22 protein-coding genes are annotated in these 25,172 nt (G+C 44.6%); 7 read left to right on the plus strand and 15 right to left on the minus strand.

Going from position 1 to position 25,172, the window contains the following annotated elements; translation table 11 throughout:
* Positions 1-195 precede the first annotated feature (195 nt).
* Both recG and K358_RS0117380 read left to right on the plus strand, forming a co-directional pair.
* On the plus strand, positions 196-2,277 hold the full coding sequence (recG, locus tag K358_RS0117375; RefSeq protein ID WP_027698006.1) for an ATP-dependent DNA helicase RecG: 2,082 nt from the start codon (positions 196-198) through the stop codon (positions 2,275-2,277).
* A gap of 481 nt (positions 2,278-2,758) precedes the next feature.
* A complete protein-coding gene (locus tag K358_RS0117380; RefSeq protein ID WP_027698007.1) occupies positions 2,759-4,120 on the plus strand; it encodes a uracil-xanthine permease family protein in 1,362 nt (453 codons plus the stop codon).
* 412 nt (positions 4,121-4,532) lie between these two features.
* Here K358_RS0117380 and envZ read toward each other — a convergent pair whose 3' ends face one another.
* From envZ to greB, 3 genes are all read right to left on the minus strand, one after another.
* On the minus strand, positions 4,533-5,876 hold the full coding sequence (envZ, locus tag K358_RS0117385) for a two-component system sensor histidine kinase EnvZ (RefSeq protein WP_027698008.1): 1,344 nt from the start codon (positions 5,874-5,876) through the stop codon (positions 4,533-4,535).
* Positions 5,877-6,093: 217 nt separating this feature from the next.
* Positions 6,094-6,816: an osmolarity response regulator transcription factor OmpR gene (gene ompR / locus K358_RS0117390; RefSeq protein WP_211232247.1), complete on the minus strand. Its 723-nt coding sequence runs from the start codon at positions 6,814-6,816 to the stop codon at positions 6,094-6,096.
* A gap of 172 nt (positions 6,817-6,988) precedes the next feature.
* On the minus strand, positions 6,989-7,468 hold the full coding sequence (gene greB / locus K358_RS0117395) for a transcription elongation factor GreB (protein WP_027698010.1): 480 nt from the start codon (positions 7,466-7,468) through the stop codon (positions 6,989-6,991).
* Positions 7,469-7,658: 190 nt separating this feature from the next.
* Here greB and K358_RS0117400 point away from each other — a divergent pair, with 190 nt between their 5' ends.
* A complete protein-coding gene (locus K358_RS0117400) occupies positions 7,659-9,977 on the plus strand; it encodes a Tex family protein (protein ID WP_027698011.1) in 2,319 nt (772 codons plus the stop codon).
* Positions 9,978-10,299: 322 nt separating this feature from the next.
* Here K358_RS0117400 and glpK read toward each other — a convergent pair whose 3' ends face one another.
* Together glpK and K358_RS18705 are read right to left on the minus strand one after the other, a co-directional pair.
* Complete coding sequence (gene glpK / locus K358_RS0117405; protein ID WP_038150398.1) at positions 10,300-11,799, minus strand: glycerol kinase GlpK; 1,500 nt, start codon at positions 11,797-11,799, stop codon at positions 10,300-10,302.
* A gap of 46 nt (positions 11,800-11,845) precedes the next feature.
* On the minus strand, positions 11,846-12,694 hold the full coding sequence (locus tag K358_RS18705) for an MIP/aquaporin family protein (protein WP_051241368.1): 849 nt from the start codon (positions 12,692-12,694) through the stop codon (positions 11,846-11,848).
* 387 nt (positions 12,695-13,081) lie between these two features.
* Between K358_RS18705 and glpD the strand changes: the two genes are divergently transcribed.
* Positions 13,082-14,641 carry a glycerol-3-phosphate dehydrogenase gene (gene glpD / locus K358_RS18710; protein WP_051241369.1) on the plus strand — a complete coding sequence of 520 codons (1,560 nt, stop codon included), beginning with the start codon at positions 13,082-13,084 and terminating at the stop codon, positions 14,639-14,641.
* Between the two features lie 115 nt (positions 14,642-14,756).
* Positions 14,757-15,530, plus strand: a complete 774-nt coding sequence (locus tag K358_RS0117420) for a DeoR/GlpR family transcriptional regulator (protein WP_027698013.1) — start codon at positions 14,757-14,759, stop codon at positions 15,528-15,530.
* Between the two features lie 156 nt (positions 15,531-15,686).
* Here the strand turns inward: K358_RS0117420 and bioH are convergent, their stop codons facing one another.
* Positions 15,687-16,451: a pimeloyl-ACP methyl ester esterase BioH gene (bioH, locus tag K358_RS0117425; RefSeq protein WP_027698014.1), complete on the minus strand. Its 765-nt coding sequence runs from the start codon at positions 16,449-16,451 to the stop codon at positions 15,687-15,689.
* A 100-nt stretch (positions 16,452-16,551) separates the two neighbouring features.
* Here bioH and K358_RS0117430 point away from each other — a divergent pair, with 100 nt between their 5' ends.
* Positions 16,552-17,271 (plus strand): ComF family protein, encoded by a 720-nt coding sequence (locus tag K358_RS0117430; protein ID WP_051241370.1) that lies wholly within the window; start codon positions 16,552-16,554, stop codon positions 17,269-17,271.
* Between the two features lie 155 nt (positions 17,272-17,426).
* Positions 17,427-18,014 (plus strand): Fe-S biogenesis protein NfuA, encoded by a 588-nt coding sequence (gene nfuA / locus K358_RS0117435; protein WP_027698016.1) that lies wholly within the window; start codon positions 17,427-17,429, stop codon positions 18,012-18,014.
* A gap of 156 nt (positions 18,015-18,170) precedes the next feature.
* Here nfuA and cysQ read toward each other — a convergent pair whose 3' ends face one another.
* Genes cysQ through gspH form a run of 9 tightly spaced genes read right to left on the minus strand, consistent with a single transcriptional unit; the run spans position 18,171 to position 24,977 of the window.
* Positions 18,171-19,001: a 3'(2'),5'-bisphosphate nucleotidase CysQ gene (gene cysQ, locus K358_RS0117440; RefSeq protein ID WP_027698017.1), complete on the minus strand. Its 831-nt coding sequence runs from the start codon at positions 18,999-19,001 to the stop codon at positions 18,171-18,173.
* Between the two features lie 2 nt (positions 19,002-19,003).
* Positions 19,004-19,573: an ADP compounds hydrolase NudE gene (gene nudE / locus K358_RS0117445; RefSeq protein ID WP_027698018.1), complete on the minus strand. Its 570-nt coding sequence runs from the start codon at positions 19,571-19,573 to the stop codon at positions 19,004-19,006.
* A gap of 36 nt (positions 19,574-19,609) precedes the next feature.
* Positions 19,610-20,359 (minus strand): type II secretion system protein N, encoded by a 750-nt coding sequence (locus tag K358_RS0117450; RefSeq protein WP_226980928.1) that lies wholly within the window; start codon positions 20,357-20,359, stop codon positions 19,610-19,612.
* A 45-nt stretch (positions 20,360-20,404) separates the two neighbouring features.
* Positions 20,405-20,914 (minus strand): type II secretion system protein M, encoded by a 510-nt coding sequence (locus K358_RS0117455; protein WP_027698020.1) that lies wholly within the window; start codon positions 20,912-20,914, stop codon positions 20,405-20,407.
* The gene (gspL, locus tag K358_RS0117460) at positions 20,911-22,299 is read right to left on the minus strand and encodes a type II secretion system protein GspL (RefSeq protein WP_027698021.1); all 1,389 of its coding nucleotides are present in this window, start codon (positions 22,297-22,299) and stop codon (positions 20,911-20,913) included. The genes K358_RS0117455 and gspL overlap by 4 nt, the downstream gene beginning before the upstream one ends.
* The gene (gspK, locus tag K358_RS0117465) at positions 22,265-23,338 is read right to left on the minus strand and encodes a type II secretion system minor pseudopilin GspK (RefSeq protein ID WP_083962859.1); all 1,074 of its coding nucleotides are present in this window, start codon (positions 23,336-23,338) and stop codon (positions 22,265-22,267) included. The genes gspL and gspK overlap by 35 nt, the downstream gene beginning before the upstream one ends.
* Positions 23,338-24,048 carry a type II secretion system minor pseudopilin GspJ gene (gene gspJ / locus K358_RS18715; protein ID WP_083962860.1) on the minus strand — a complete coding sequence of 237 codons (711 nt, stop codon included), beginning with the start codon at positions 24,046-24,048 and terminating at the stop codon, positions 23,338-23,340. Before gspJ ends, gspK begins: the two co-directional genes overlap by 1 nt.
* On the minus strand, positions 24,035-24,400 hold the full coding sequence (gspI, locus tag K358_RS0117475) for a type II secretion system minor pseudopilin GspI (protein ID WP_027698023.1): 366 nt from the start codon (positions 24,398-24,400) through the stop codon (positions 24,035-24,037). The genes gspJ and gspI overlap by 14 nt, the downstream gene beginning before the upstream one ends.
* Positions 24,387-24,977 (minus strand): type II secretion system minor pseudopilin GspH, encoded by a 591-nt coding sequence (gene gspH / locus K358_RS0117480; protein ID WP_027698024.1) that lies wholly within the window; start codon positions 24,975-24,977, stop codon positions 24,387-24,389. The genes gspI and gspH overlap by 14 nt, the downstream gene beginning before the upstream one ends.
* Between the last annotated feature and the right edge of the window lie 195 nt (positions 24,978-25,172).

Below are 25,172 nucleotides of genomic sequence, written 5' to 3' on the forward strand. Positions count from 1 at the left end.
GCTGCTAGGAAAAAATAACAAACAACGTCATTCCGTACATGAGCCTAAGCGAAGAAGATACGGAATCTCCCACAGCGAGTGAAAGATCAAAGTACGGTAGAAGATCCTGAACAACGCTCCTTCGTCGCTATTCAGGGTGACGATTTTTCCTCGTAATTCCCCATAGGAACTTTAACCCAACAACGAGAAACATACATGCAACCACAAATCCTTTCCGCGGTACCATTAACCTCCCTTTCTGGTGTTGGGGCGAAGGTGGCTGAAAAATTAGCCAAGATAGGTTTACATTCAATTCAAGATTTGCTGTTTCATTTGCCTTTGCGCTACGAAGACCGCACTCGAATTTATCCGATTGCCAAATTACACTCTGGGTTGTTTGTAGCGATTCAAGGGCGCGTGATGAGTTGCGATACTCACTTTGGTCGTAAGAAAATGCTGACCGTCAAAGTGAGTGACGGCAATGGCACTCTCACGCTACGTTTTTTCAATTTCAATGCAGGGATGAAAAACAGCTTTGCTGAGGGTCGCCCGCTCTACGCTTATGGTGAAATCAAACGCGGCAATATGGGGCTTGAGATCATGCACCCTGACTATCACTTTTTAAATGGCAGTGATGCGCCGCAGTTGGAGCAAAGCTTAACGCCAATTTATCCAACCACTGATGGTTTGCGCCAGAACACTCTCAAGAATTTAACCGACCAAGCGCTTGAGTTATTAGATAGCTCTGCGGTGACAGAATTACTGCCTGGCGGTTTATACGATCATCAAATTACCCTAAACCAAGCGCTGCATACCATTCATCGCCCTTCGCCTGACATTGATATGCAACAGTTTGAATTGGGCAAGCACCCAGCGCAACGACGTCTGATTATTGAAGAATTACTCGCACAAAATTTATCTATGTTGGATGTGCGTAGTAAAGGGCAACAAGATCAGTCATTACCACTCAACTGCACTGGCCAACTTAAACAACAACTACTCGCCACTCTGCCTTTTACGCCAACCAATGCTCAGGCTCGTGTGGTTGGTGAAATTGAAAAAGACTTACAGCAACCACATCCAATGATGCGCTTAGTGCAAGGTGATGTAGGCTCAGGTAAAACGCTAGTTGCCGTGTTAGCCGCCACTCACGCATTAGAGCAAGGTTATCAAGTCGCATTAATGGCACCAACCGAATTACTAGCCGAACAGCATGCGATTAATTTTGCCCAATGGTTAGAACCGCTCGGTATTTCAGTCGGTTGGTTAGCTGGTAAACTTACCGGTAAAGCCAAACAAACTCAGCTAGAGCGCATTGCCTCAGGTGAAGCTAAGATGATAGTAGGCACTCACGCACTTTTTCAGCAGCATGTGGAATTTAATCACCTAGCACTAGTGATCATTGATGAGCAGCACCGCTTTGGCGTCCACCAGCGTTTAGAGTTACGTGAGAAAGGTAAAAGGCAAGGTAGTTACCCTCACCAACTGATCATGACGGCGACGCCAATTCCGCGCACCCTTGCCATGACGGCTTATGCCGATTTGGAAACCTCTATTATTGATGAATTACCGCCCGGTCGAACGCCAATTCAAACCGTGGCAATTGCTGATACTCGCCGAAACGACATTATCGAACGAGTTCGTATCGCCTGTGCCCAAGAAGGCAAACAAGCGTATTGGGTATGTACCTTAATTGATGAATCGGAAGTATTAGAAGCTCAAGCCGCAGCCGATACCGCAGAAGAATTGCAACGCCAACTACCTGAACTCAACATTGGTTTGGTACATGGCCGTATGAAGCCCGCTGAAAAACAGCAAGTGATGCAGCAGTTTAAATCTGGTGAGTTACATTTATTAGTCGCCACCACCGTGATTGAAGTTGGGGTCGATGTGCCTAACGCCAGTTTAATGATCATCGAAAACCCTGAACGTTTAGGCTTAGCACAACTTCATCAGCTACGAGGACGAGTTGGGCGAGGTTCCGTTGCCAGTTCTTGTGTGCTGCTTTATCACGCACCACTATCTAAAACCGCGCAAAAACGTCTCGGCGTGCTACGTGAAAGTAACGATGGTTTTGTGATAGCCCAGAAAGATCTCGAAATCCGCGGCCCCGGTGAAGTACTCGGCACCAAGCAAACTGGCGTAGCGGATTTTAAAATCGCCGATTTACTGCGCGACCAATACCTAATTCCAGAAGTACAACGCATTGCTCGTCATATCCACCAGCAGTATCCAAGCAATGCCAAAGCGATCGTTGAGCGTTGGTTGGGTGAGCGTAGTGAGTATGTGAAGGCGTAAAAGGATTAAACTGCTCTCGTTTATCGGGCACTTCGTTGCTCGTAGCTCGGAAAAGATTAGATAATAAAGGTGCCTAGTCCCTAGTTTCTGGTCCCTAGGAAGAGCAGTACTCAATCGCGGTTGCTTTTCCACTAAACACGAAACCCGCAGAAAATGTCATTCCTTCCGAGCCTTAGCGTGAGCGGGAATCTAATCACCACTCACAGCAAGCTATGACGAATAGAACGATTCGATACGCTTTTACTTTTATTCACAATTGATACGAAATAAAGGTTTCTGAAAGCCAACTTCAATAGCTGGCAATATGAAGTAAGTAAAAGTGTTTTTTATTTCTGATAACTAGCAACATCTACTCCTAGGGACTAGGAACCAGGGCCTAGAAACCCCTCCGCAAACGTTTGCTTTATTTGCTCAACCCCTTATAATATGCGAAAAATTCTTGACGTATCAGTCAACAAATATTTGGATTATAAGGAAGATTATGACTGCCCCGCATGCTTCACGACCTACGGAACTGGTCTATCAATTAAATGATCGTCCCCCCTTGCCTCAAACCGTTTTTGCCGCTCTGCAACACTTGCTTGCGATGTTTGTTGCGGTCATTACTCCTTCTCTTATTATCTGCCAATCTTTAGGGGTTCCTGCCGAGCAAACCAATACCATTATCAGCATGTCGCTGTTTGCTTCTGGTATTTGTTCATTTATCCAAATCCGCACGATTGGGCCGATTGGCTCTGGTTTGCTTTCCATCCAAGGCACTAGCTTTAATTTTCTTGGGCCGATCATTGGTGCGGGTCTATCATTAAAAGCCGGCGGTGCTTCGATTGAAACCATGATGGCGGCAATTTTCGGCACAATTTTGGTGGCTTCTAGTGCGGAAATTTTCCTATCGCGCATTTTGCAGTACGCACAAAAAATCATTACCCCGCTCGTGTCGGGCATCGTAGTGACATTAATTGGTTTAACGCTGATCCAAATCGGTTTAGTTTCGATTGGTGGTGGCTATGGCGCAATGGAAAACAACACCTTCGGCAGTTTAGATAACCTAGCGCTTGCCGGCGTAGTGTTAGGTCTAATCGTGATTTTAAACCGAGCGAAAAGCCCGTATTTACGCGTAGCATCTATTGTGATTGCGATGTTTGTTGGCTGCGTTGTGGCTTATTTCATGGGAATGCTTGATCTCAACCAAACCGCTCATACAGAGATAGTCGCCTTGCCGATTCCAATGCAATTCGGTCTAGGATTTGATTGGTCGCTATTTATTCCCTTAGTACTGATTTTCCTTATCACCGCACTAGAAGCGATTGGGGATATTACCGCAACGTCAGAAGTGTCAGGCGAGCCGGTTGATGGCCCAGTTTACCTAAAACGTATCAAAGGTGGCGTATTAGCCGATGGTTTAAACTCTGCAATTGCCGCGCTCTTTAACAGCTTCCCTAATTCAACCTTTAGCCAAAACAACGGCATCATTATGCTAACTGGTGTGGCGAGTCGTTACGTTGGTTACTTTATTTCTGGCATGCTGATTATTCTGGGATTGTTTCCTGGCGTAGCAAGTTTTGTACAGTTAATTCCAGAACCAGTACTTGGCGGCGCGACTATCGTGATGTTCGGCACAATTGCCGCGGCAGGGGTTCGCATTATTTCTCGTGTTGATTTAGACCGTCGCGCGATTTTAATCATGGCGTTGTCATTCTCGATGGGACTAGGCATAGCGCAAAAACCAGAGATTCTGCAATTTATGCCGGAGTTTATTAAGAGTATTTTCTCATCAGGTGTGGCAGCAGGTGGGATCACCGCGATTTTGCTAAGTATGATATTACCGGCGAATAAAGAAGATTAGAAGAGTGGGGCGAGATCCGAGTGCGCTCCGCTTCGAGTCACGAGAAGCGAGGCGCACTAGATACGAGTGAGGAAATAAAGGTTCCTGGTCCCTAGGAAGATCAGCTCAGCAATCGCTATGCTTTTACACGCTACTCGACCCCCTCAGAAAACGTCATTCCTGCCGAGCCTTAGCGAGAGCGGGAATCTAATCACCACGCGCATGAAACTATTACAAACAGAATGATTCGATACGCTTTTAGTAGATCCCCTATCTTCTTCGCTTAGGCTCATGTAGGGGATGACGACATCTTTATCCCCAACTCACACGCTTTTACTTTTAATCAAAACCCGCTACTCGCCACAATCAATCTCAGTTCTTCTTTTCCGAGTCACGAGAAGCGGAGCGCCCTAGTACGAGCAACGAAAAACGCTTACCCCTCTCTAACCAATCTCTTCTCTTTCTTCGCGGTTGGAATGCTGATCTGTACTTTCAAACCACCTTCGGTACGATTGGTTACCACGATCAACCCCTGGTGCTGACTAACAATACGCTTAACAATCGCAAGGCCTAATCCCGCACCCTCACTACTACCTCGTGCAGTATCGCCACGGGTGAAAGGTTCAAATAACGATTCCAATTTACTTTTATCAATACCAGGGCCGTTATCTTCAACCGTCACCCAAACTAACTTGTTATCGGCGGTCATACCCGTTGAAACTTTAATCCAACCATTACCATAGCGAATCGCATTGACAATCAAATTGGATACCACACGCTTAAGCGCCACTGCCTCACCTAGAGCATGACGGATATCTTCAGTAATAGTTAATTCAAACTCAGTACTGTGCTTATCTTGTTCAGCAATCACCACTTCTGAGACAATTTGGTTTAAGTTTACCGCTTGGTGGTCTTTGGTATGAGCCGGTTTAAGGTAGTCCATAAACTGACCAATAATTTCATTACACTCTTCAGTGTCTTTAATCATGCTTTCGGCCAAGTAGTCATCTTGCGGCGACATCATTTCGGTGGCTAAACGAATACGCGTCAACGGGGTGCGTAAATCATGGCTAATGCCCGACATCAAGAAAGCACGATCTTCTTCTAGAGCTTGGATACCTTTCGACATTTGGTTAAACGCTTTAGTTACCGCTAAAATTTCTGACGCGCCTTTTTCTGGTACCGGATCGGGAATCTCGCCTTTACCCACTTTCTTCGCAGCGTCTTCCAATGCCACTAACGGCCTGTTTTGCAAGCGCATGAAAAACCACATGCCGGCGATTAATAACAAGGCAATTAATAAACTATTGCGGAACAAAGGTGCAAAATCTTTTTCGGTTAATTCGGTTAGCGGAATGCGAATCAGGTGATCGGGCAAAGCATCGACTTGAAGCCACAGAACATAACTTTCAGCCCCTAAAACTAACCGAACTTCCGTCGGTGAGCCTACTTCAGCGCCCATTTCTTCACTCAAAAAGTCGATAGCTGAGGCAACCTCAAACTCTTTAGCTTGCGGGGAATCTTTCGGATAAATTGACACCCCAAGTTCGGCTAACAATTCACGGCGAAATGGTCGTTCTTGTTCGCCTGATTGTTTCAGCATATCTTCTTCGTCTAACATCAACCGAACTTCATGGGAAAGAATCCGATTAAACTGCTTAAGACTAGGCAGTAACGCGTAGTTAAACACGATCATATAAGACAAAACTTGGCTAGCGATCAGAAGAACCACTAAGAAAAAAACGGTTTGAGTACGAGAACTGCGAAAGCGAAGCATGGGAAAGTACCGATTAAATAAGAAATAGAAAGGTTACTAATAATTAAAAAGAAGTTTGATAGTCATTAGGGTGACTGTCAATCAGTTATCGTTTCTCGTGGCTAGGGCGCTTCGCTTGTCGTAGCTAAGATCCATCATAGAACACATAAAATAAAAGCGCGTTGCTTTGCAGCTCTGCGCTTTTTCGAGTAACGAGCGACGAGGTTCGAGCCCCGTATTACACCTTCTTCCCATCAGGAACAAAGACATAACCTAAGCCCCAAACCGTTTGAATATAACGAGGATGGCTTGGATCTTCTTCTAGCATGCGGCGCAGACGAGAGATTTGTACATCAATCGAACGTTCCATGGCGGAATATTCACGGCCACGCGCCATGTTCATTAACTTGTCACGAGACATTGGCGTACGAGCGTGTGTTACCAAAATCTTCAATACTGCAAATTCACCCGAAGTGAGTGGCATTGGCTCTTCGCCGCGAAACATTTCACGTGTACCTAGGTTTAGAGTAAATTCACCAAATGTGACGATTTCTTCATCTGAGCTTGGTGCACCCGGTGCTTCAACTGATTGACGACGCAATACCGCACGCAAACGCGCTAGTAACTCACGTGGGTTAAATGGTTTTGGTAAGTAATCATCGGCTCCGACTTCGAGGCCAACGATACGATCGATTTCATCGCCTTTCGCGGTCAACATAACAATCGGTAGTTGATTGTTATCTTTACGTAAGCGCTGACAAATAGATAAGCCATCTTCGCCAGGTAGCATTAAATCGAGCACCATTAAGTGAAAGTTTTCACGAGTTAATAAACGGTCCATTTGCTCAGCATTGGCAACACTACGTACTTGAAAACCTTGCTCTGATAAATAACGATCGAGCAATGAACGTAGACGGGCATCGTCATCGACCACTAGAATTTTATAATTTTCTTGTTGCATTGAATTCATCCTATTCACTATCACTGGTGATTTTAATCAATATACTCTCTTTACTCAGAATACTTAAATATAAAGCGAATTGTCTTTAACAAAGTACCAATTTGTAACAAATACCTGCCTTTTTTATGGTTTATAGCCAATAACTTCAAATCTGACTTTCAATAACTGGCAATTACTTGCTGTCATATCGAATTGAATTCACAAACCACTCTTTATCACCATCAGGAGTTTTGACCACTACTTCATCGCCCACTTCTTTTTTCAACAAGGCGCGTGCCATTGGTGAATCAATCGAAATATAGTCTTTTGCATCGCCATAAATTTCTTCCGGTCCAACAATGCGAAATGACTTCACATCCCCAGCTTCATTTTCAATTTCGACCCAAGCACCAAAAAATACTTTGCCTTCTTGCTGCGGTGAGTAATCAACAATCGTCACCTCGGGGAGAAATTTTCGTAAAAAACGTACTCGGCGATCGATTTGGCGCAATAGTCGCTTATTGTATTGATAATCAGCATTTTCACTTCGGTCACCTAGGCTGGCCGCCCAAGTCACAATTTTAGTGATCTCCGGGCGCTTTTCATGCCACAAATGATCGTGTTCAGCTTTTAGCTTATTATAGCCCTCTCGGGTGATCAGCTTGGTTTTCACAACAATACCCTGATAAAAAGAATCAACTAGAAATTAAGGTTATTCTACTTGTTTTCAAAGCCTTTTATTATTCTAGCTCAGATTAATTATGTTAATTTCACGCCAACTCAGGATTAATCCCTTGCTCCATCGTGGATTAGCTTGCAGAATCCTAAGCAATAGTAAAAGCATCATAATAAAGAGAGACACCATGAGCCAACAGAACCAAATCTGTCAGATCATCGCTCAAGAATTAAATGTTCGTGTTGAACAAGTTCTTGCCACGGTCACCTTAATCGACGATGGCAACACTGTACCTTTTATCGCTCGTTATCGTAAAGAAGTCACCGGCGGCTTAGACGATACCCAACTTCGTAATTTAGATAACCGTTTAAGCTATTTACGTGAACTCGATGACCGCCGCCAAACCATTCTAAAATCGATTCGTGAGCAAGATAAGCTAACACCAGAACTTGAAAAAGAAATCTTAGCCACCGATAGCAAAACTCGCTTAGAAGATCTCTATTTACCTTACAAACCAAAGCGTCGCACTAAAGGCCAAATCGCCATCGAAGCGGGTCTTGAACCACTAGCCGATGCGTTATGGCAAAACCCACAACTCGATCCTGAAGTAGAAGCAGCTAAATACGTTAAAGATTCAATTGCCGATACCAAAACCGCACTGGATGGTGCTCGCGCTATTTTAATGGAACGCATGGCTGAAGATGCCGACCTTCTAGACAAAGTACGTACTTACTTGCAAAAAAATGCCGAACTGCAATCTCGCGTGAACACAGGCAAAGAGCAAGAAGGCGAGAAGTTTAAAGACTACTTTGAACATAACGAACTAATCAGCCGTGTACCGTCACATCGTGCCCTTGCGATGCTACGTGGCCGTAATGAAGGTTTCTTACAATTAAGCCTTAATGCTGACCCGGCGCAAGAAGAAAGCGTACGTGGTTCGTATTGTGAAACCATTATTGCCGATCATTACCGCACTCACTTCAATAACGCTCCTGCCGATAACTGGCGAAAACAAGTGATCAGCTGGGCGTGGCGCATTAAGATTTCAATGCACCTTGAAACCGAATTGATGGGCGCGATGAAAGAACGCTCTGAAATCGAAGCGATTGAAGTGTTTGCTACCAACCTAAAAGATTTATTGATGGCAGCTCCCGCTGGCCCTCGCGCGACTCTAGGTTTAGATCCAGGTTTACGTACTGGCTCAAAAATCGCAGTGGTCGATGCTACTGGTAAAGTACTGGCAACGGAAACTATTTACCCACATCAGCCGCATAATAAAATCGAAGCTTCAATCAATACTATTTTGAAATTAGTGAAAGCGCACAATGTCGATTTGATTGCGATTGGTAATGGTACCGCCTCACGTGAAACCGATACTTTGGTTGCCGACATCATCAAACGTCACAGCTTGAAAGTGCAAAAAATCATGGTCAGCGAAGCCGGTGCCTCGGTGTATTCTGCATCTGAATTAGCCGCCAAAGAGTTCCCTGATATGGATGTATCACTACGTGGCGCAGTGTCGATTGCTCGTCGCTTGCAAGATCCATTGGCAGAATTAGTGAAGATTGATCCTAAATCGATTGGGGTTGGTCAATATCAACACGATGTCAGCCAGTCAATGCTCGCCAAACGTCTGGATGCAGTAGTTGAAGACTGTGTGAATGCGGTTGGGGTAGATGTTAATATGGCTTCTGCTGCACTGCTTACTCGCGTGGCCGGTTTATCGACGACTATGGCGCAAAACATTGTTGATTATCGTAATGAGCAAGGTCGTTTTGATTCACGTACTGCTCTGAAAAAAGTGCCTCGCTTAGGGCCAAAAGCGTTTGAACAATGTGCGGGTTTCCTTCGCATTATGAACGGCAAAAACCCACTGGATGCTTCATCGGTTCACCCGGAAGCCTACCCTGTCGTCAAAAAAATTGCTGAACAAACCGGTAAAGCGACCAAAGCATTGCTGGGCGATAGCGAGTTTTTACATAACCTACGCGCGACGGATTATACCGATGATACGTTTGGTCTACCGACCGTTACCGACATCATCAAAGAGCTAGATAAACCGGGTCGAGATCCTCGTCCTGAGTTTAAAACCGCGACCTTTGCTGAAGGGGTGAATGAAGTTAAAGATCTTGAAATCGGCATGATTTTGGAAGGGGTTGTCTCGAATGTGGCTAACTTTGGTGCCTTTGTTGATATCGGCGTTCACCAGGATGGACTAGTACATATTTCTGCTTTGACTGATCGCTATGTGGCTGACCCACGTGAAGTAGTGAAAGCTGGCGATATCGTGAAAGTCAAAGTGATGGAAGTGGATATTCAGCGTAAACGTATCGCTCTAACCATGCGTTTAAACGATCAACCGGGCGAGCAAAACTCACAACGTAGTGCTAAGCCGAACAATGACCGTCGTCAGGCACCGCGCCAACAACGTCAAAGCAAGCCAGAACCTGCCAACGCGGCGATGGGCGGCGCATTTGCTGCGGCGTTTGCTAAAGCGAAAAAGTAGAGAAAGGTAGCGAGTTACGAGGAAGAGCATGAACGTAACTCGGTTTTCGGGCACGTTGCTGCTCGTTGTTCGAAAGAGCTTAGAGTGGGCGGTATCATATAGAAAAGCGTCATCCTGAATAGCGACGAAGGAGCGTAGTTCAGGATCTCCTACAGCAATTTGTGTTTCAACACGCTGTAGGAGATTCCGTATCTTCTTCCCCTAGGCTCATGTACGGAATGACGTTATTATTTCAATACATAAACAACGTATCTGCTTTTATCTTTTCCAAGTCACGAGCAGCAACGCGTCCGAAAAGCGCAGCGCTCGAAACCCGTTATACCTACTCCTGCACCCAGCCTTTGGCACATTCAACTGCGCGCTTCCAGCCATCATGACGACGTTGACGTTTGCCGTCATCAGCACATGGTTGGAATGAGCGCTCTAGCACTGATTTGTGTTTCAACTCATCAATACTGCCCCAAAATCCAACGGCTAAGCCGGCAAGGTAGGCCGCCCCTAATGCGGTCACTTCGGTAACGACTGGGCGTTGTACTTCAGTATTTAATACATCCGATTGGAATTGCATTAGGAAGTTATTGGCAACCGCGCCGCCATCGACTTTAAGGAAGTCCAGTTTAATTCCTGAATCCGCCTGCATCGCAGAAATGACATCTAATGACTGGTAAGCAATACTTTCCAAAGTCGCACGAATGATATGGTTACGATTCACCCCGCGAGTTAAGCCGACAATCGCGCCACGCGCATACGGGTCCCAATGAGGAGCACCTAAGCCAGTAAACGCTGGAACCACATAAGCGCCATTAGAGGTTTCTACTTTAGTGGCAAAATATTCGGTATCTGCAGCATCATTGATCAAACGTAATTCATCACGCAGCCATTGAATTGATGCTCCACCCATAAATACCGCACCTTCCAATGCGTAGCTCACTTCGCCTTTAGGACCACAAGCCAGCGTAGTTAACAACCCGTTTTGTGAGGTCACTTTTTTCTCACCGGTATTCATCAATAAGAAGCAGCCTGTACCGTAGGTATTTTTGGCTTGGCCCGCTTCAACACACATTTGACCAAACAAAGCCGCTTGCTGATCCCCTGCAATCCCGGCGATTGGAATACGAGTACCACCTTTACCACCAATGTTGGTTTGTGCGTAAACTTCTGAAGAAGATTTCACTTCTGGCATCATGGATTTTGGAATACCCATTGCATCCAGTAGCTTGTCATCCCACTCAAGCGTATTGATGTTAAATAACATAGTACGACTCGCGTTAGTTGGGTCAGTGACGTGAGTACGACCTTGGGTCATATTCCAAATCAGCCATGAATCGACAGTACCAAACGCAAGCTCACCATTTTCAGCTTGCTGACGAGCACCTTCTACATTGTCAAGAATCCATTTTACTTTGGTACCTGAGAAATATGGGTCAACGACGAGGCCTGTATTTTCTAAAATGTACTCTTCAAGCCCTGCTTTTTTTAGCTCTTCACAAATGCTCGCAGTACGACGACATTGCCAGACAATCGCGTTATAAATAGGTTTACCGGTAGCGCGGTTCCACACAATCGTCGTTTCACGTTGGTTAGTAATACCAATGCCGGCGATTTCATCGGAATGCAAACCACCTTTGGCTAACGCTTCAACTAAGGTTGAGCTTTGCGATGCCCAAATTTCTAAAGGATCATGCTCTACCCAACCTCCTTGCGGATAAATTTGAGTAAATTCACGTTGCGCGCTACACACAATATTGGCATCACGATCGAGTACGACAGCGCGAGAACTAGTGGTACCTTGATCTAAAGCGACGATATATTTCTTTTCCATAATATTTTCCTATTTTTAAACCGTGATGTTTCTGTTTTTTTAATCATTAGCCATTGGTTGAAACTTGAGGCGCATTTTCCGCTGGCTCATTTGGCGCAGCCTGAGTATCGGTCAGATAGAAACCAATAACTTTCGGGTATAACCAACCACCAAATGAAGCGCCACAGATCGGTGCAAGGATCGGCACAATAAAGTACGGAATATCTTTACCACCGGTTAGTGCCATATCTCCCCAGCCAGCGAGGTAGGCGAAAAACTTAGGACCAAAATCACGTGCAGGGTTCATCGCAAAGCCAGTTAATGGCCCGAGTGAACCACCAATTATCGCAATCAATAGACCGATTAATAACGGAGTCACCGCACCATTCGGAGCACCATTGCGATCATCCCCTAGCGCTAAAATCACAAACATCAGCACCGCGGTGATCACAAACTCAACCGCAAACGCACCACCAAAAGTTAATGCCGGATTTGGATAGGTTGAGAATATGCCCGCTAACGCCAAGCTTTCTTGAGAACCTCGAACCATATTGTTGGCAAGTTCATATTCGCTAAATAAGTTGCTATATAAGGCGTAGACCAAAGCGGCTGAACTGAACGCCCCTAAAAGTTGCGAGCCAATATAAGGCAGCACTTTTCGTTTATCGAAACCATGAAATAAGGTTAAAGCAATCGTAACGGCTGGGTTAAGGTGTGCCCCCGACACGCCTCCTGCACAATAGATAGCAATCGCTACCCCTAAGCCCCAGATTATACTGATTTCCCATTGGCCAAAGCTTGCCCCAGTTAACACTAAAGCAGCCACACACCCGACTCCGAAAAATATCAGTAGGCCAGTACCGATAAATTCCGACAAACATTCCCCGAGTAATTGTTTTTTATTATTTGTAGACATATTGACGACCCATTCTTATTTTTAGTAAAGCTAGTTATTGGAAGAATTCGTTGCTAAACCTACAATATGTTTCATTTATGTAAACAAACAATCAACATAAATGTGCGTACGCTCATACTTTTAATTATTCGAACGCAAACGAACGGCAATGCATTTCAAAGATCAATAATAAAAATCAATAACATATCAATAAAAAATAATTAAAATCAAAGAAATCGAAACCGAGAAATCATATAAAACCAATAAAATACAAATAGATAATCCTAGAAAAAGCTAGGATCGCCACAAAAAATATAAAAATAGCTCTGGACAGAAATTTTATTTTCGGTAGATTAAGCACAAATGCTCGAACGAACATTTAATCGCTAAATTCGAACAGAGGTTAAGATGAACAAGCCAGAAAATGTAAATACAGTGTTAGATATCATTGTTGTCGGTGGTGGGATCAACGGCGCTGGAGTCGCTGCCGATGCGGCAGGTAGAAACTTAAAAGTCGGTCTTTATGAATCGAGTGACTTTGCTTCTGCTACTTCATCTGCCAGTTCGAAATTAATCCATGGCGGCTTACGCTACCTAGAGCACTATGAGTTTCGCTTGGTATCTGAATCACTTGCTGAACGTGAAGTATTACTGAAAAAGGCGCCACATATCGCCAAGCCGATGCGTTTCCGTTTGCCTCATCGCCCATTTTTACGCCCGGCTTGGATGATTCGAGCGGGTCTATTTCTCTACGATCATCTTGGAAAACGTACTACCTTAAAAGGCAGTCATGGCGTTGATTTTCGCTCGACCAATGTTTTAAAAGAAGAAATGGTCAAAGGCTTTGAGTACTCAGATTGCTGGGTCGATGATGCGCGTTTAGTACTACTCAATATTCAACAAGCCGAGCAACATGGTGCAGAAATCAAGAACTACTGCCATGTCGAAAAAGCCGAGCGAGTAGGCGATTTGTGGCACGTTACCTTATTGGATAAGCGAACCAACACTCGTTTTACACGCCAATCTCACGCGTTGGTGAATGCGACGGGTCCTTGGGTTCGTAGCTTTATCACCGATAATATGGATGCTCAATCGCCTTACGGTATTCGCTTGATCAAAGGATCACACATCATAGTGCCGAAGATCCACAATGAATCTCAAGCCTACATTCTGCAAAACGATGATCAGCGCATCGTGTTTGTGATCCCTTATCTTGAAGACTACTCATTGATTGGCACTACCGATGTCGAATATAAAGGCGATCCACGCCAAGTGGCGATTGATGAGCAAGAAATTAACTACCTAATCGATGTGGTCAATAAACACTTTATTCATCAAATATCGCCAGAGGATGTGGTTTCCACTTACAGCGGCGTTCGTCCACTATGCGATGATGAATCGGATTCACCGCAAGCCATCACTCGTGATTACACCTTGTCTCTTGAACAAGAAGGCGAAGATGCACCACTGCTGTCAATTTTTGGCGGCAAGTTAACCACTTATCGCAAACTGGCAGAGTCAGCGATGAAACAACTAGCCCCTTTCTTCCCACAAATGGGCGATAGCTGGACAGCAGAATCGGTATTACCAGGCGGTCAAGGTTATGATGAGAACTTGCTTACTATGAAACTGCGTCAGCAATGCCCTTGGATGAAGGATAAAACACTACGCCGCTACTGCCATCAATATGGAGTGCAGGCCAGAGAAATGCTGAAAGGTATTACTTCGGAATCGGAAATGGGGCAGCACTTTGGCCAAGGGGTTTATCAATGTGAAGTTGATTATTTACTTGAGCATGAATATGCCCATACCGCTGAAGATATTTTATGGCGTCGAACTAAGTTGGGGGTGGTGCTATCTCAAGTTGAGCAAGCGTTAGTCAATGACTATATTGAGCAAAAAACTCAACCGCATACGTCTCATGAAACAAATGACAAAAAGCTCGATTGCGCACAAAAGGTGGGATAGTTATAACATTTTGAACATTACTTGAGTGCATTCAAGCGGATAAATTGCCTTTCATTACGCGAATCACGTAAACTAGTTTTTCATATCTTAATGACAAGAGTTAAAGGAAAGCAGCGTGAAAGCGAGTGAAAGGCATGAAAAAATCATCGAACTAGTTAAAGCTCAAGGCTATGTCAGTACCGATGATTTAGTAGAAATGTTTGATGTTAGCCCTCAAACCATTCGCCGCGATCTGAATGAATTAGCCGACTCCAACAAAATTCGTCGTAATCATGGTGGCGCGACCATGACTAACAGCGCGGAAAACTCGCCTTATAGTGATCGTAAAGTGATGAATCAAAATGAAAAAAACAACATCGCTCGCGCACTAGTCAAACACATTCCTGATGGCTCAACTCTCTTCATCGATATTGGTACCACGCCAGAAGCCGTCGCGAAAGCCTTACTTGAAGGCCACCAGCAACTACGCATCGTCACCAATAATATTAATGCCGCGATTATTTTGATGAGCAAACCAGACTTCAAAGTCATCTTAGCCGGCGGTGAAGTACGTAATAAAGATGGTGGCGTAACCGGTGAAGCCACGCTGGATTTCATTTCTCAATTTCGCTTAGATTTTGGCATCTTAGGCATCAGTGGCGTCGACTTTGATGGCTCACTACTCGATTTTGACTACCACGAAGTACGAGTAAAACGCGCAATTATCGAAAACAGCCGCGCGGTATTCCTACCAATCGACCATTCTAAATTTGGCCGTAACGCGATGGTGAATTTAGGTAAAATTGAAGATGTCGATTTGATTGTCACCAACCAACCCCCCCCACAAGAAATTACCAATTTAATTAAAGGTTTAGATATTAAAATCGAAGTTTTAAGGGGTAAAGTTTGAGGCTACTGGTTTCTAGTCCCTAGTTTCTAGAAAAAGCATTCGAATCTCGTTTCTCGGCCGCTGCGCTACTCGTCGCTCGAGTGTCCCTAGACGTTTCTTTTTCAAGTTACGAGAAGCGGAGCGCCCTAGCCACGAGCAACGACACTCTTTTACGCTCTATGCGCAAACAAACTCCGTCACCTTCTGACAAAACAACTCATGCTCAGTCATAAATGGCGCATGTGACGACGACTGAAAAATATAGCTTTCACTATTCGGTGCATGCTCACTCACTAAATCCGCCACTTTCTTAGGTACTAGTCCATCTAAGCGACCATACAAGCGCAGCATTGGCACTTGAATATCCGATAATGCGGGGCGTAAATCGACAGTTGCCAAAATACCTAACCCAATAGCTAGCGCTTCAGGGTTGGGCATTGGACGTGAAAAGACCTGCTTTTTAATCGCTTTGACATCTTGCCTTGCCGATGGACTACCCAAAGCTTGCAAGGTCATAAAGCCTTCGATGGTGAGCTTAAAGTTATTAGTCAGTTGTTCGGTAAAATCAGTCAGCACTTTAGGCATAATGCCACGCCAACCTTTTTCGGCGGCAAACTTTGGTGAACTAGCCAGCGTGATCAACTTATCGACTCGCTCAGGATGCTTTACTGCGATATTGGTTGCGACCAAACCACCAAGAGACCAACCAAGATAGACTGCAGTTTCCGGCGCTTGAGCTAATACTTGGCGGCAAATATCATCAAGATCATCAGCGCTTGCTTGATGGCTGAGCCCATAACCGGGTAAATCAACGCTATGCACGCGAAATTGTACCGATAACGCATCGATCGTTTGTTGCCATACCGCGCCATTCATTCCCCATCCATGAATAAGAACGACATCTTGTCCTTCACCTTGCGATTGCCAATGCAGTTGTGTCATTGCCTTTTCCTACTAATTTCATACCTAGTCGATACTGTTCTGGTTGATGATGACATCATTGATTCACTTTTTCATTTTTTACTTAAATAAAAGGCTCTCAATGAAATTACTCGAACGCATAAAACGCAGCTTACCTCGTCAATGTCATTTATGTCGCTTAACCATCACACCACAAGATGCACATCCATTCCATAACCTGTGGTGCCAACATTGTGTTGAACGTTTTATCGATATCACTCCTCGCTGCCAACGCTGCGGCTTGAAGACCGTTACTCGAGTAGAACAATGTGGCCAATGTTTGTCGCAACCACCCAAATGGGATCGCTTATATTGTATTAATGACTATCAAGCGCCATTAAAAGGTTACATTCAAAAGTTAAAATATCGTCGTCAATTCTGGTTAGCCAGCGATCTTGCCTTGTTACTTGCGCCTATTATCACTGAACCTTGTCATGAATTAATTCCCGTACCACTACATTGGCGTAGGCAGTGGTCACGCGGTTTTAATCAAAGCGCTGAACTCGCTCAACAACTCGCCAGCCATTGGAAAAAAGATCAGTTCAATTGCCAAGTAAACCATGGTGTTTTTCGCCGAGTTAAAGCCACTCCACAGCAAAAAGGATTAACGAAAATTGAGCGTAGACGTAATACCAAGCGTGCCTTTCAACTAAGAAATACGCCTCTCACACAATATGTGGCACTGGTTGATGATGTGGTCACGACAGGCAGTACTTTAGATCCTTTATGTGTATTACTGAGAAAAGCAGGCGTGAAACGGATTGATGTGTACTGCTTATCGCGCACCCCCACACCGAATTAAGGTGGCTTATACCCAAAGAAATTGGAGTTGCAGTGAGGTGACAAGTACGAAGGGTATAGATCAAGTTTGTTGAAATTATCAGTAAATAGGTTTGATCCATACAGTAAGAGGAGTAAAATAACCGAAAAGCCCACTAAAATAGTCAGGTATTAGTCGTGTCAGATACAATTACTATTACAGAAAGTGCTCAAGAGCATTTTGCAAAACTACTGGAACAACAAACGAATGAAACTCATATTCGAGTTTTTGTCGTAAATCCTGGTACACCTAACGCAGAGTGTGGCGTATCTTACTGTCCACCTGAGTCGGTTGAAGCATCAGATACCATTTATGAGTTCAAAGGCTTCAATGCTTACGTTGATGAATTGAGTTTACCGTTTTTAGAAGACGCTGAAATTGACTTTGTGACCGATAAAATGGGTTCACAACTCACGCTGAAAGCGCCAAATGCGAAAATGCGTAAACTGGATGACGATGCTCCTCTTATGGCGCGCGTTGAGTATGCTATTCAAACCCAAGTTAACCCACAACTGGCAAGCCACGGCGGCCATGTTAGCCTAATCAGCATTTCTGATGACGGCGTTGCACTAGTTCAATTTGGTGGCGGTTGTAACGGTTGTTCAATGGTAGATGTCACGCTAAAAGAAGGCATCGAGAAGCAATTAGTCGATCAATTCGCAGGTGAGTTAACGGCAGTACGAGATTCAACAGAACACCAAGCGGGTGATCACTCGTATATGTAACTCAGGAACGAGGTTTCTAGGAAAAGAAAATTTCGTTTCGTTACTCTTCTATCTAAAAAGCCAGAGCGATAATCCATCGTTCTGGCTTTTTTCTTTATCCAATTGTAAAACTCAGTCAGCTTTTTCTATAAGCGAAGCGTAACTAGGGACCAGGAACTAGAAACCTTCTCTCAAAATACTATCCCAACCAATACTCTCATCACCCAACACAATAAAGTTTGGATTTTCTAAAGTATCCCGCTCGTTGTATGACAAGGGCTCCAAGCGAGTGCTGAGAATTCGGCCACCCGCTTCTTCAACGATACATTGAGTTGCGGCAGTATCCCACTCGCCGGTGGGTCCTAAGCGAATATAACAATCTACCGCTCCTTCTGCCACCAAGCATGCTTTTAATGCGGCAGATCCTAATGGTACTAATTCATAGTTGCGCGCAGGGGAAAGCTTTTCAGTAATACGATTGATATTTTGACGGCGGCTGATCGCAATGGCGATCGGCTGATCAGGTTGTTCATGCTTTAAGGTATGAATACGTAAGCTATCATCCATTTCAGGGATCTTCCACGCGCCTTTACCTTGATAAGCAAAATAGGTCACGCCTGAAACGGGGGCATACACCACCCCCATCACTGGCTGGTTATTTTCAATTAGTGCAATTACCGTCGCAAAATCACCGCTACGGGCAATAAACTCTTGAGTACCATCAAGCGGGTCAACTAACCAATAACGATCCCATTGCGAGCGTTTTTTGAGACTAATATCGGCATCTTCTTCAGAAAGAATCGGGATAGTTGGAGTCAGATCAGCCAGCTGTTGCATAATGATTTTATGAGCGGCCAAATCAGCAGTGGTGACGGGTGTATCATCAGCTTTGGTAAATTCTTGATAGTCTTTATTTTGATAAATTTCTAAAATACGCTGACCCGCTTCACGAGCAATGCTGATCACCTGAGGAATAAGATGAGAGAGATCACTTTGCGTTGCAGCCATAGTTAGCCTTCCTTATTTGTATCACTTGGAGAAATTACACGTAATGCCAACATTAAAGCCGTAATACTGCGAGCTTCGCAAAAATCCAGGTGCGTCAGTAATTCTTCAGCTTGTTGTAGCGGCCAACGGATCACTTCTAACTCTTCTGGCTCATCACCTTGTAGACGTTCCGGATATAAACCAGTGGCGAGAAATAGCGTCATTTGACTAGAAAAATAGGATGGTGCTAAAACGACTTGCTTAAGTGGCACAAATTTATCGGCGCCCATACCAATTTCTTCTTTCAATTCACGGTTAGCGGCTTGCTCTGGCGTTTCTCCCGGATCGATTAATCCTTTAGGAAAACCGAGTTCATAACGCTCCGTTCCCGCGGCATATTCTCGAATCAGTAATAAATCGCCTTCTGCGGTTACTGGCACTGTCATTACGCTGCCACGATTACTTGGTTTCATACGTTCGTAAGTACGTTCTTCACCGTTTGAGAAACGAAGCTCTAAAGATTCAATAGCGAATAAACGAGATTGTGCCACCACTGAGCTTGATAAGATCTCTGGCTTTTTATGTTTTGTCACTTCGTCTCTCCTTTCACCGCTCTACTGGGTTAACCGCTATAATTTTCCGGCAAAGCTAAATTGATAGCGGCCTTGTGCATTCGGTTCGCCTAACCATTTTAGTTGCTCTGCCATTGATGATGGGAATTCAGCCCCCGGCTTAAACCATGCCAGCGACTCATAACGAGCTTGTTCATTTAAGCTCGCTTTAAACTCACTCATCACTTGCGAATTGTTTTGCTTACCCAACACTTCAATATTTTGTGCCTGACAAGTGATGTCTGCTATCACCGGGCCGGGCGTTAATTGACCAATCGGTGAAACAATATCACTGCCCGTCCAAGCAACACTACCTTTAGCTTCTTCACACCATGGTTGCGCATACTTTAATGAGGTTAACGATAACTCTAGTCGGCCTTTTAATTCAACCGGTACTTGAGTCGGTACATAGGACATAACTTGTTGTATTGGCAATGAGGCGAGAACATTGTTGGCATAAAGACCAGAAAAACCAACGCCAACAAAACCTTTTCCATCCAGTTTCATACTACTGCCACGGCCAAAGCGAACTTGATATTCCAGCTTAGCAGTCAATAGTTTACTGGCTTGAAAATCCCAAGATAGACTACCGTATGACTGACGGTTCACTTTAAGTTGCTGAACTTGTCCTTGCCAAATCGTGCCGCTGATTCCGGTTACTTCTACCCCACGCTGGGTAGGCAACTGAGCGTACACCCAAGATGCAGGAATATGTGCCACTAAACTTGCAATCAGCATCAATACAAAAACTAGCAGATACCATTTCATACTTTTCACAAATCTAATCCTTTCACAAACCTATCGCTAAAACGGCTAACCACGCTGAAATTGTAAGCGGTTAACTTCAACCATACCGGCTTTATCGGCACGATTAATATCCAAGAACAACACTTGCAGACCATATTGATCGCGCAACTGAGCTAACCAATTGATTAAAGTGTTAAATGGCACAGGTTGAATCCACACTTGCAACATATCATCACGCGGTTGCATACGGATCAACTCTACATTAAAACGACTGGCGGTCGATGACACCACTTGGTTTAACGGTTGGCTACGCTGCACACCTTTGCTGCCAGTTTGTGCACGTAAGCTCACTATACTATCGGCTGATTGCGTCACCCAACTCAAAAGCTGTTTTTCACTATTTAGACGTATTTGAGCTTGTTCTGTACGAGCACTTAATGGTTGTAAGATACCCCAGTAAAGAAAGCCTACTGCAAATAACCCGCCGCAGACTAATACTAGTCGTTGCTCTCTAGCAGAAATACTGTGCCACCAGCGAAGCACTGGAGCCATAAGAGCGGTTAATTTGTCATTCATGAGCCACTCCCTTTATTTTTAATCACATAGCTGCCTTGCACTAGATCGCCATTTTTATTTAACTGGCCTTGGCTAACATCAAACTGTTTAGCCAACTCTACTCGCAATCGCTCAAAAGATTGGAAATCATCACTTTGGGCATTTAAGCGTATTTCTTGACGCGTTCCATCAAATTGCACGCTTTGTACCGTCACCGATTTAACGCTTTGTAATGCCGGTGGCAACTTGGCCATCCAACCAAGTAGTGAGGCTGAATTACCTCCAGAACCTGATAAGGCATTTTCTTCATCTTGCATTAAACGTTTTAAATAGCTGACCGTTGGGATGCGTTGTCTATCAGGAAAAACCGTGCGAAAAATCCGTTCACTCTCCGCTCGATAAGCCTGAGTTTGCGCTTCAATTTGTTGAACTTGCACCGTTTGTTGCACCAGTAGCAATACCAATAAAATACTCGCCGCAATCGCCACCTTACGCCACACCCGCAAATGCTTAAGCCACGAAGATTGCGCTTTAAATGGCCCGGTTAATAAGTTGGCTTGTGATTGAATCGCTCCCTGCGCTAACGTCAGCATTGCCATCTCTTGCGGCGCAGTGACCCAGCGGCCCGGTAAATCGGCATGTTGTTCAGGCAATTCGCTATAACTATAAATCGTGAAGTGTTCACCGGTCGCATGAACGTGCTCTAAAGCATCAACACTCGACTGTGCTTCGGCGACAATTTCTTCGCTCGATAACATCGCACTATCATCAGCATCACTATCTTGCGCTTCGTCCTCAGACTGATCGTTATCTTGCAGTAAGGTTTCAAAACTTAACGCATCACCATCGGGATCGAGCCAGCCTGATGCTAAAAATACGTCCAGCCAATCATCATCAACCGCCGCACCTTTAACATCACTTTTGCGCATTAACCATTGGTTATTTATGTGCATTGCACTGATGTAGTTATCTTTTAATGGCAAGGCTAGGCAATCTGGCAGCACTTTTTTCAGCTCAATGCCATGCGACTTAAACTCATCGACCCAATCAGCTAAATATTGCTGTTCAACCGTAGCAACAATTGCTTGATCACCTTGCTTTTTGATCACGCTAAAGTGCATACGCTCAATATCTTGCGTTAGCTCATCTTCCATTAAAAATGGCAGCATTGAGTGTAATTGACGCCCAGCACCCGATGGAATTTGAATCGGGGTAATTAATACATCACTACTTGGCAACAGAGCGATCACGCTACGTTGCGAGCTGTAATCCACCAAGTCACCTAGCTTTTCTCGACTAGATAGCTCACCTGAGGCGATCACTTCTTGTAAGCTTGGTGACCAAACTAACCAAGGTATTGGATCAGTTGGACTACTGCTCAGCTTGATTGTCAGAAACTCGTTCACTGATCCCTCCGAAACGACGACGTATCACTTGTGTCGTTTTTTTATCTGAACTGTAGATTAGACTACGCAGCCTAACCCTTGAATCTTCTACTTTAATTTGTGCATCTAACTCAAAATATTGGCTAGTCACCGCTAAAAATGGACTCGCTTCACTAGTAATATTGGCGGGTACTCGGGTAATTTGTGGTTCATTTAAGAAGGTTTCCACATCTTGCCAGCCATCATGCGGTCGATTTTCAATTAATTGCTGCGCGTCACTTAAGCTCAATGACGGTTGAAACATCCCAGCTAACAACAAGGCTTGCTCAGGCTTTAACGTATTTACATTGATGTACATGTCAGTAGTTGGTAGTGCGCAAGCCACTTGATTTAAAACCGCCATCGCAGGAGCCGTCACTTGATTCACCGCTCTTAATTCACTGCTATCGGCAATTAAGCCATCTGGCGCGTCATAGCTAGGTTGAAACCCTTCATAGGTGGCACTTTCTACCCCACTTTGAGTGTTCACTTGGCTATCACTATCAACATACTCTTTAATCGAATCAGCGATCACTTCCGCCTGGTAGTTATCAATACCTGCTTCTTGCAGCATATAAGCCAATGCTTTTAATAAATAAGGCCGCTCGGGCGTATTGGCTGCCGGTAATGCCGCCAGTGCATTGACATTAAAGCACGCTTGTTTATCGATAATGCTACCGACTGCATCGCCATTTTCTAACGGGTATTGAGTACCTTCAATCGCCCATGCTTGGCTTAAGTTAATATTATCGTCGCTGTCTTTATAGCTTTCTTCGATAGCGACTTGAGCCAGTGCTTCGACTCCCATGCTATACCAGTAAGCTTGTTGGTGATTTAATAAATTACTAGCACGATAAAATTGGGTCGACATTCGTTCTGTCATAGTCGCGGCTATTGCCACCAGCACCGCCACCAGTAATAACACAAATATAAGCGCCACACCTTGCTGACGTTTGATTGTGCGAAATGAACCTCGGCCAATTGAGCCATGAACAAATGAACTACGAGAAGAATTAAGCATTATTGCGTGATCTCCCCATTCAAATCACTTTTTGCCACCGACTGACCTTGCGCGATTAAATACACTCGTCGGATCTTAGCGTAATCTTTTAATTCCAGAGTGACTTCCACCGCTTGCGGCAGTTTATCTTCCACTGGCCATGCATCTTGCCACTTATCATTATCACCATCGTAAAAACGAAAATCGAGACTAGTTACTTGATCTAATAATGATTTATGTAGCGGCTCTTGTCCTTCAGGCGTATCAGGATAACGCCACCACACTCGCTCTAATTGATCATCGACAACTCGATAACCGACCTTAACAATCTCCCCTCTAGGGAAAGCTTGCTGAGGGTTTTGCCACCCCAAACGAGTAAATAAGATGCCGTGTGATTGCGAATCGAGTAAATACTCATCGCTATACAGCACTCGATTACCCGTGGCATTAGCTCGACCTTTAAATGAACGAGCTACCATCTGGCGGAAATCGCTGTCCATAATAATCATCGCTCGTTGCATCTCTTGCAGACGTGCGGTTTTCTCCGCCGACAGTTGATTACTACGTTGAACCTGATTCACCACTTGATAGGCCGCAATGCTCAGACTGGCAAATACCATGATGGCGACCATCACTTCTATCAGGGTAAAACCTTTGCTTAAGGCTTTTCGGCTTGAAGTTTTACGGCTTAACTCTTTCTTACGGTTTAACCCTTTTTTACGGTTTAACATAGGTCCTCACCGTCATCAGAGTACTTTTACGTTGTGGGTCTAAAGAGACACTCACATCCACCGCTTTGATCAAATCTAGTCCTGTTTTAACCGGGGTTGCCGTCCAGTACCATGTTTGTCCACCAAACTCTTCTTCGCCCTTTTTAGTCGCAGTAAACGACTCAGACAAATGCACCATTGCCAATTGATTATCCACCACCATACTGGCAAAGGTTTTTTCTTCTAAATAGCTTAGAGTGTTGATGTGTTGAGTGACCGCGCGAATCACACTAATCGCAGCAGTGGCGAATATCGCCAACGCAATCAAGACTTCCAATAAAGTCATGCCTAGAACCTGCTTACGACGACTCATCATCCACTCCATCACCGCTCATTCCTGGAGCCAATAGTTGCGCAACACCCTCTTCCGATACTTTGACTCGCCAGGTTTGCTCTGGCTTTTGATTCGACTGTGAAGTGAACATCAATAGAAAAGGCGTCACTTCGCCACTGGATAATACGTACACTTGTGGTGGCTTAGGCTTTTTATCGGCATCTTCAAATCGGTCTTCGTAAAAGTCTTCCTGCTTGAATAACCGATCGTCATCGCCCCATGCTTCACTACCTAACTCAAAACTAAAGGTTAAATCTTCCGGCAATGGGATTTCAGTAAAATATTTACTGTCTTCTACCTTCTGCCAACCTTCTTCAGCTAATTGCATATAGGTATAAGTCGACTTTTTCTCATCGAAACGCAAACCATAATCTTGACCATTGAGGATCGCATCATCACTGAGCAATTGCAGTCGTTGGAAAAAACGTGAGGCCTCTTCCTTTGCTTGGTCGTCATTACTCTGCGGCAAGGTTTGCACCACCGCTAACGCACTGAGTGACATTAACACCACCACTAACAGTACTTCGAGTAAAGTAAAACCACGCTGACGCTGCATTGTGTTCCTTAGATCTTGTTGCGGATTGCGAGAGCGCTCCGCTTCGTGATGCGAGTAAGAGCAAAGTCGGTTCCTGGTTCCTGGTTCCTGGTTCCTGGTTCCTGGTTCCTGGTTCCTGGTTCCTGGTTCCTGGAGGACAGCTTTTAGCACCTAACAATATAAAGCAAATAAGTAAGTATTTTGTTTGCTGTAAGC

This window comes from Vibrio litoralis DSM 17657 (assembly GCF_000426765.1).
GTDB lineage: Bacteria > Pseudomonadota > Gammaproteobacteria > Enterobacterales > Vibrionaceae > Vibrio > Vibrio litoralis.

What these genes read in the sequence shown, in the direction of transcription:
- recG (WP_027698006.1), top strand. Translation starts at nt 196, where the DNA reads ATGCAACCACAAATCCTTTCCGCGGTACCATTAACCTCCCTTTCTGGT.
- K358_RS0117380 (WP_027698007.1), top strand. Translation starts at nt 2,759, where the DNA reads ATGACTGCCCCGCATGCTTCACGACCTACGGAACTGGTCTATCAATTA.
- envZ (WP_027698008.1), bottom strand. Translation starts at nt 5,876, where the DNA reads ATGCTTCGCTTTCGCAGTTCTCGTACTCAAACCGTTTTTTTCTTAGTG.
- ompR (WP_211232247.1), bottom strand. Translation starts at nt 6,816, where the DNA reads ATGCAACAAGAAAATTATAAAATTCTAGTGGTCGATGACGATGCCCGT.
- K358_RS0117400 (WP_027698011.1), top strand. Translation starts at nt 7,659, where the DNA reads ATGAGCCAACAGAACCAAATCTGTCAGATCATCGCTCAAGAATTAAAT.
- glpK (WP_038150398.1), bottom strand. Translation starts at nt 11,799, where the DNA reads ATGGAAAAGAAATATATCGTCGCTTTAGATCAAGGTACCACTAGTTCT.
- K358_RS18705 (WP_051241368.1), bottom strand. Translation starts at nt 12,694, where the DNA reads ATGTCTACAAATAATAAAAAACAATTACTCGGGGAATGTTTGTCGGAA.
- glpD (WP_051241369.1), top strand. Translation starts at nt 13,082, where the DNA reads ATGAACAAGCCAGAAAATGTAAATACAGTGTTAGATATCATTGTTGTC.
- bioH (WP_027698014.1), bottom strand. Translation starts at nt 16,451, where the DNA reads ATGACACAACTGCATTGGCAATCGCAAGGTGAAGGACAAGATGTCGTT.
- K358_RS0117430 (WP_051241370.1), top strand. Translation starts at nt 16,552, where the DNA reads ATGAAATTACTCGAACGCATAAAACGCAGCTTACCTCGTCAATGTCAT.
- cysQ (WP_027698017.1), bottom strand. Translation starts at nt 19,001, where the DNA reads ATGGCTGCAACGCAAAGTGATCTCTCTCATCTTATTCCTCAGGTGATC.
- K358_RS0117450 (WP_226980928.1), bottom strand. Translation starts at nt 20,359, where the DNA reads ATGAAATGGTATCTGCTAGTTTTTGTATTGATGCTGATTGCAAGTTTA.
- K358_RS0117455 (WP_027698020.1), bottom strand. Translation starts at nt 20,914, where the DNA reads ATGAATGACAAATTAACCGCTCTTATGGCTCCAGTGCTTCGCTGGTGG.
- gspK (WP_083962859.1), bottom strand. Translation starts at nt 23,338, where the DNA reads ATGCTTAATTCTTCTCGTAGTTCATTTGTTCATGGCTCAATTGGCCGA.
- gspJ (WP_083962860.1), bottom strand. Translation starts at nt 24,048, where the DNA reads ATGTTAAACCGTAAAAAAGGGTTAAACCGTAAGAAAGAGTTAAGCCGT.
- gspI (WP_027698023.1), bottom strand. Translation starts at nt 24,400, where the DNA reads ATGAGTCGTCGTAAGCAGGTTCTAGGCATGACTTTATTGGAAGTCTTG.
- gspH (WP_027698024.1), bottom strand. Translation starts at nt 24,977, where the DNA reads ATGCAGCGTCAGCGTGGTTTTACTTTACTCGAAGTACTGTTAGTGGTG.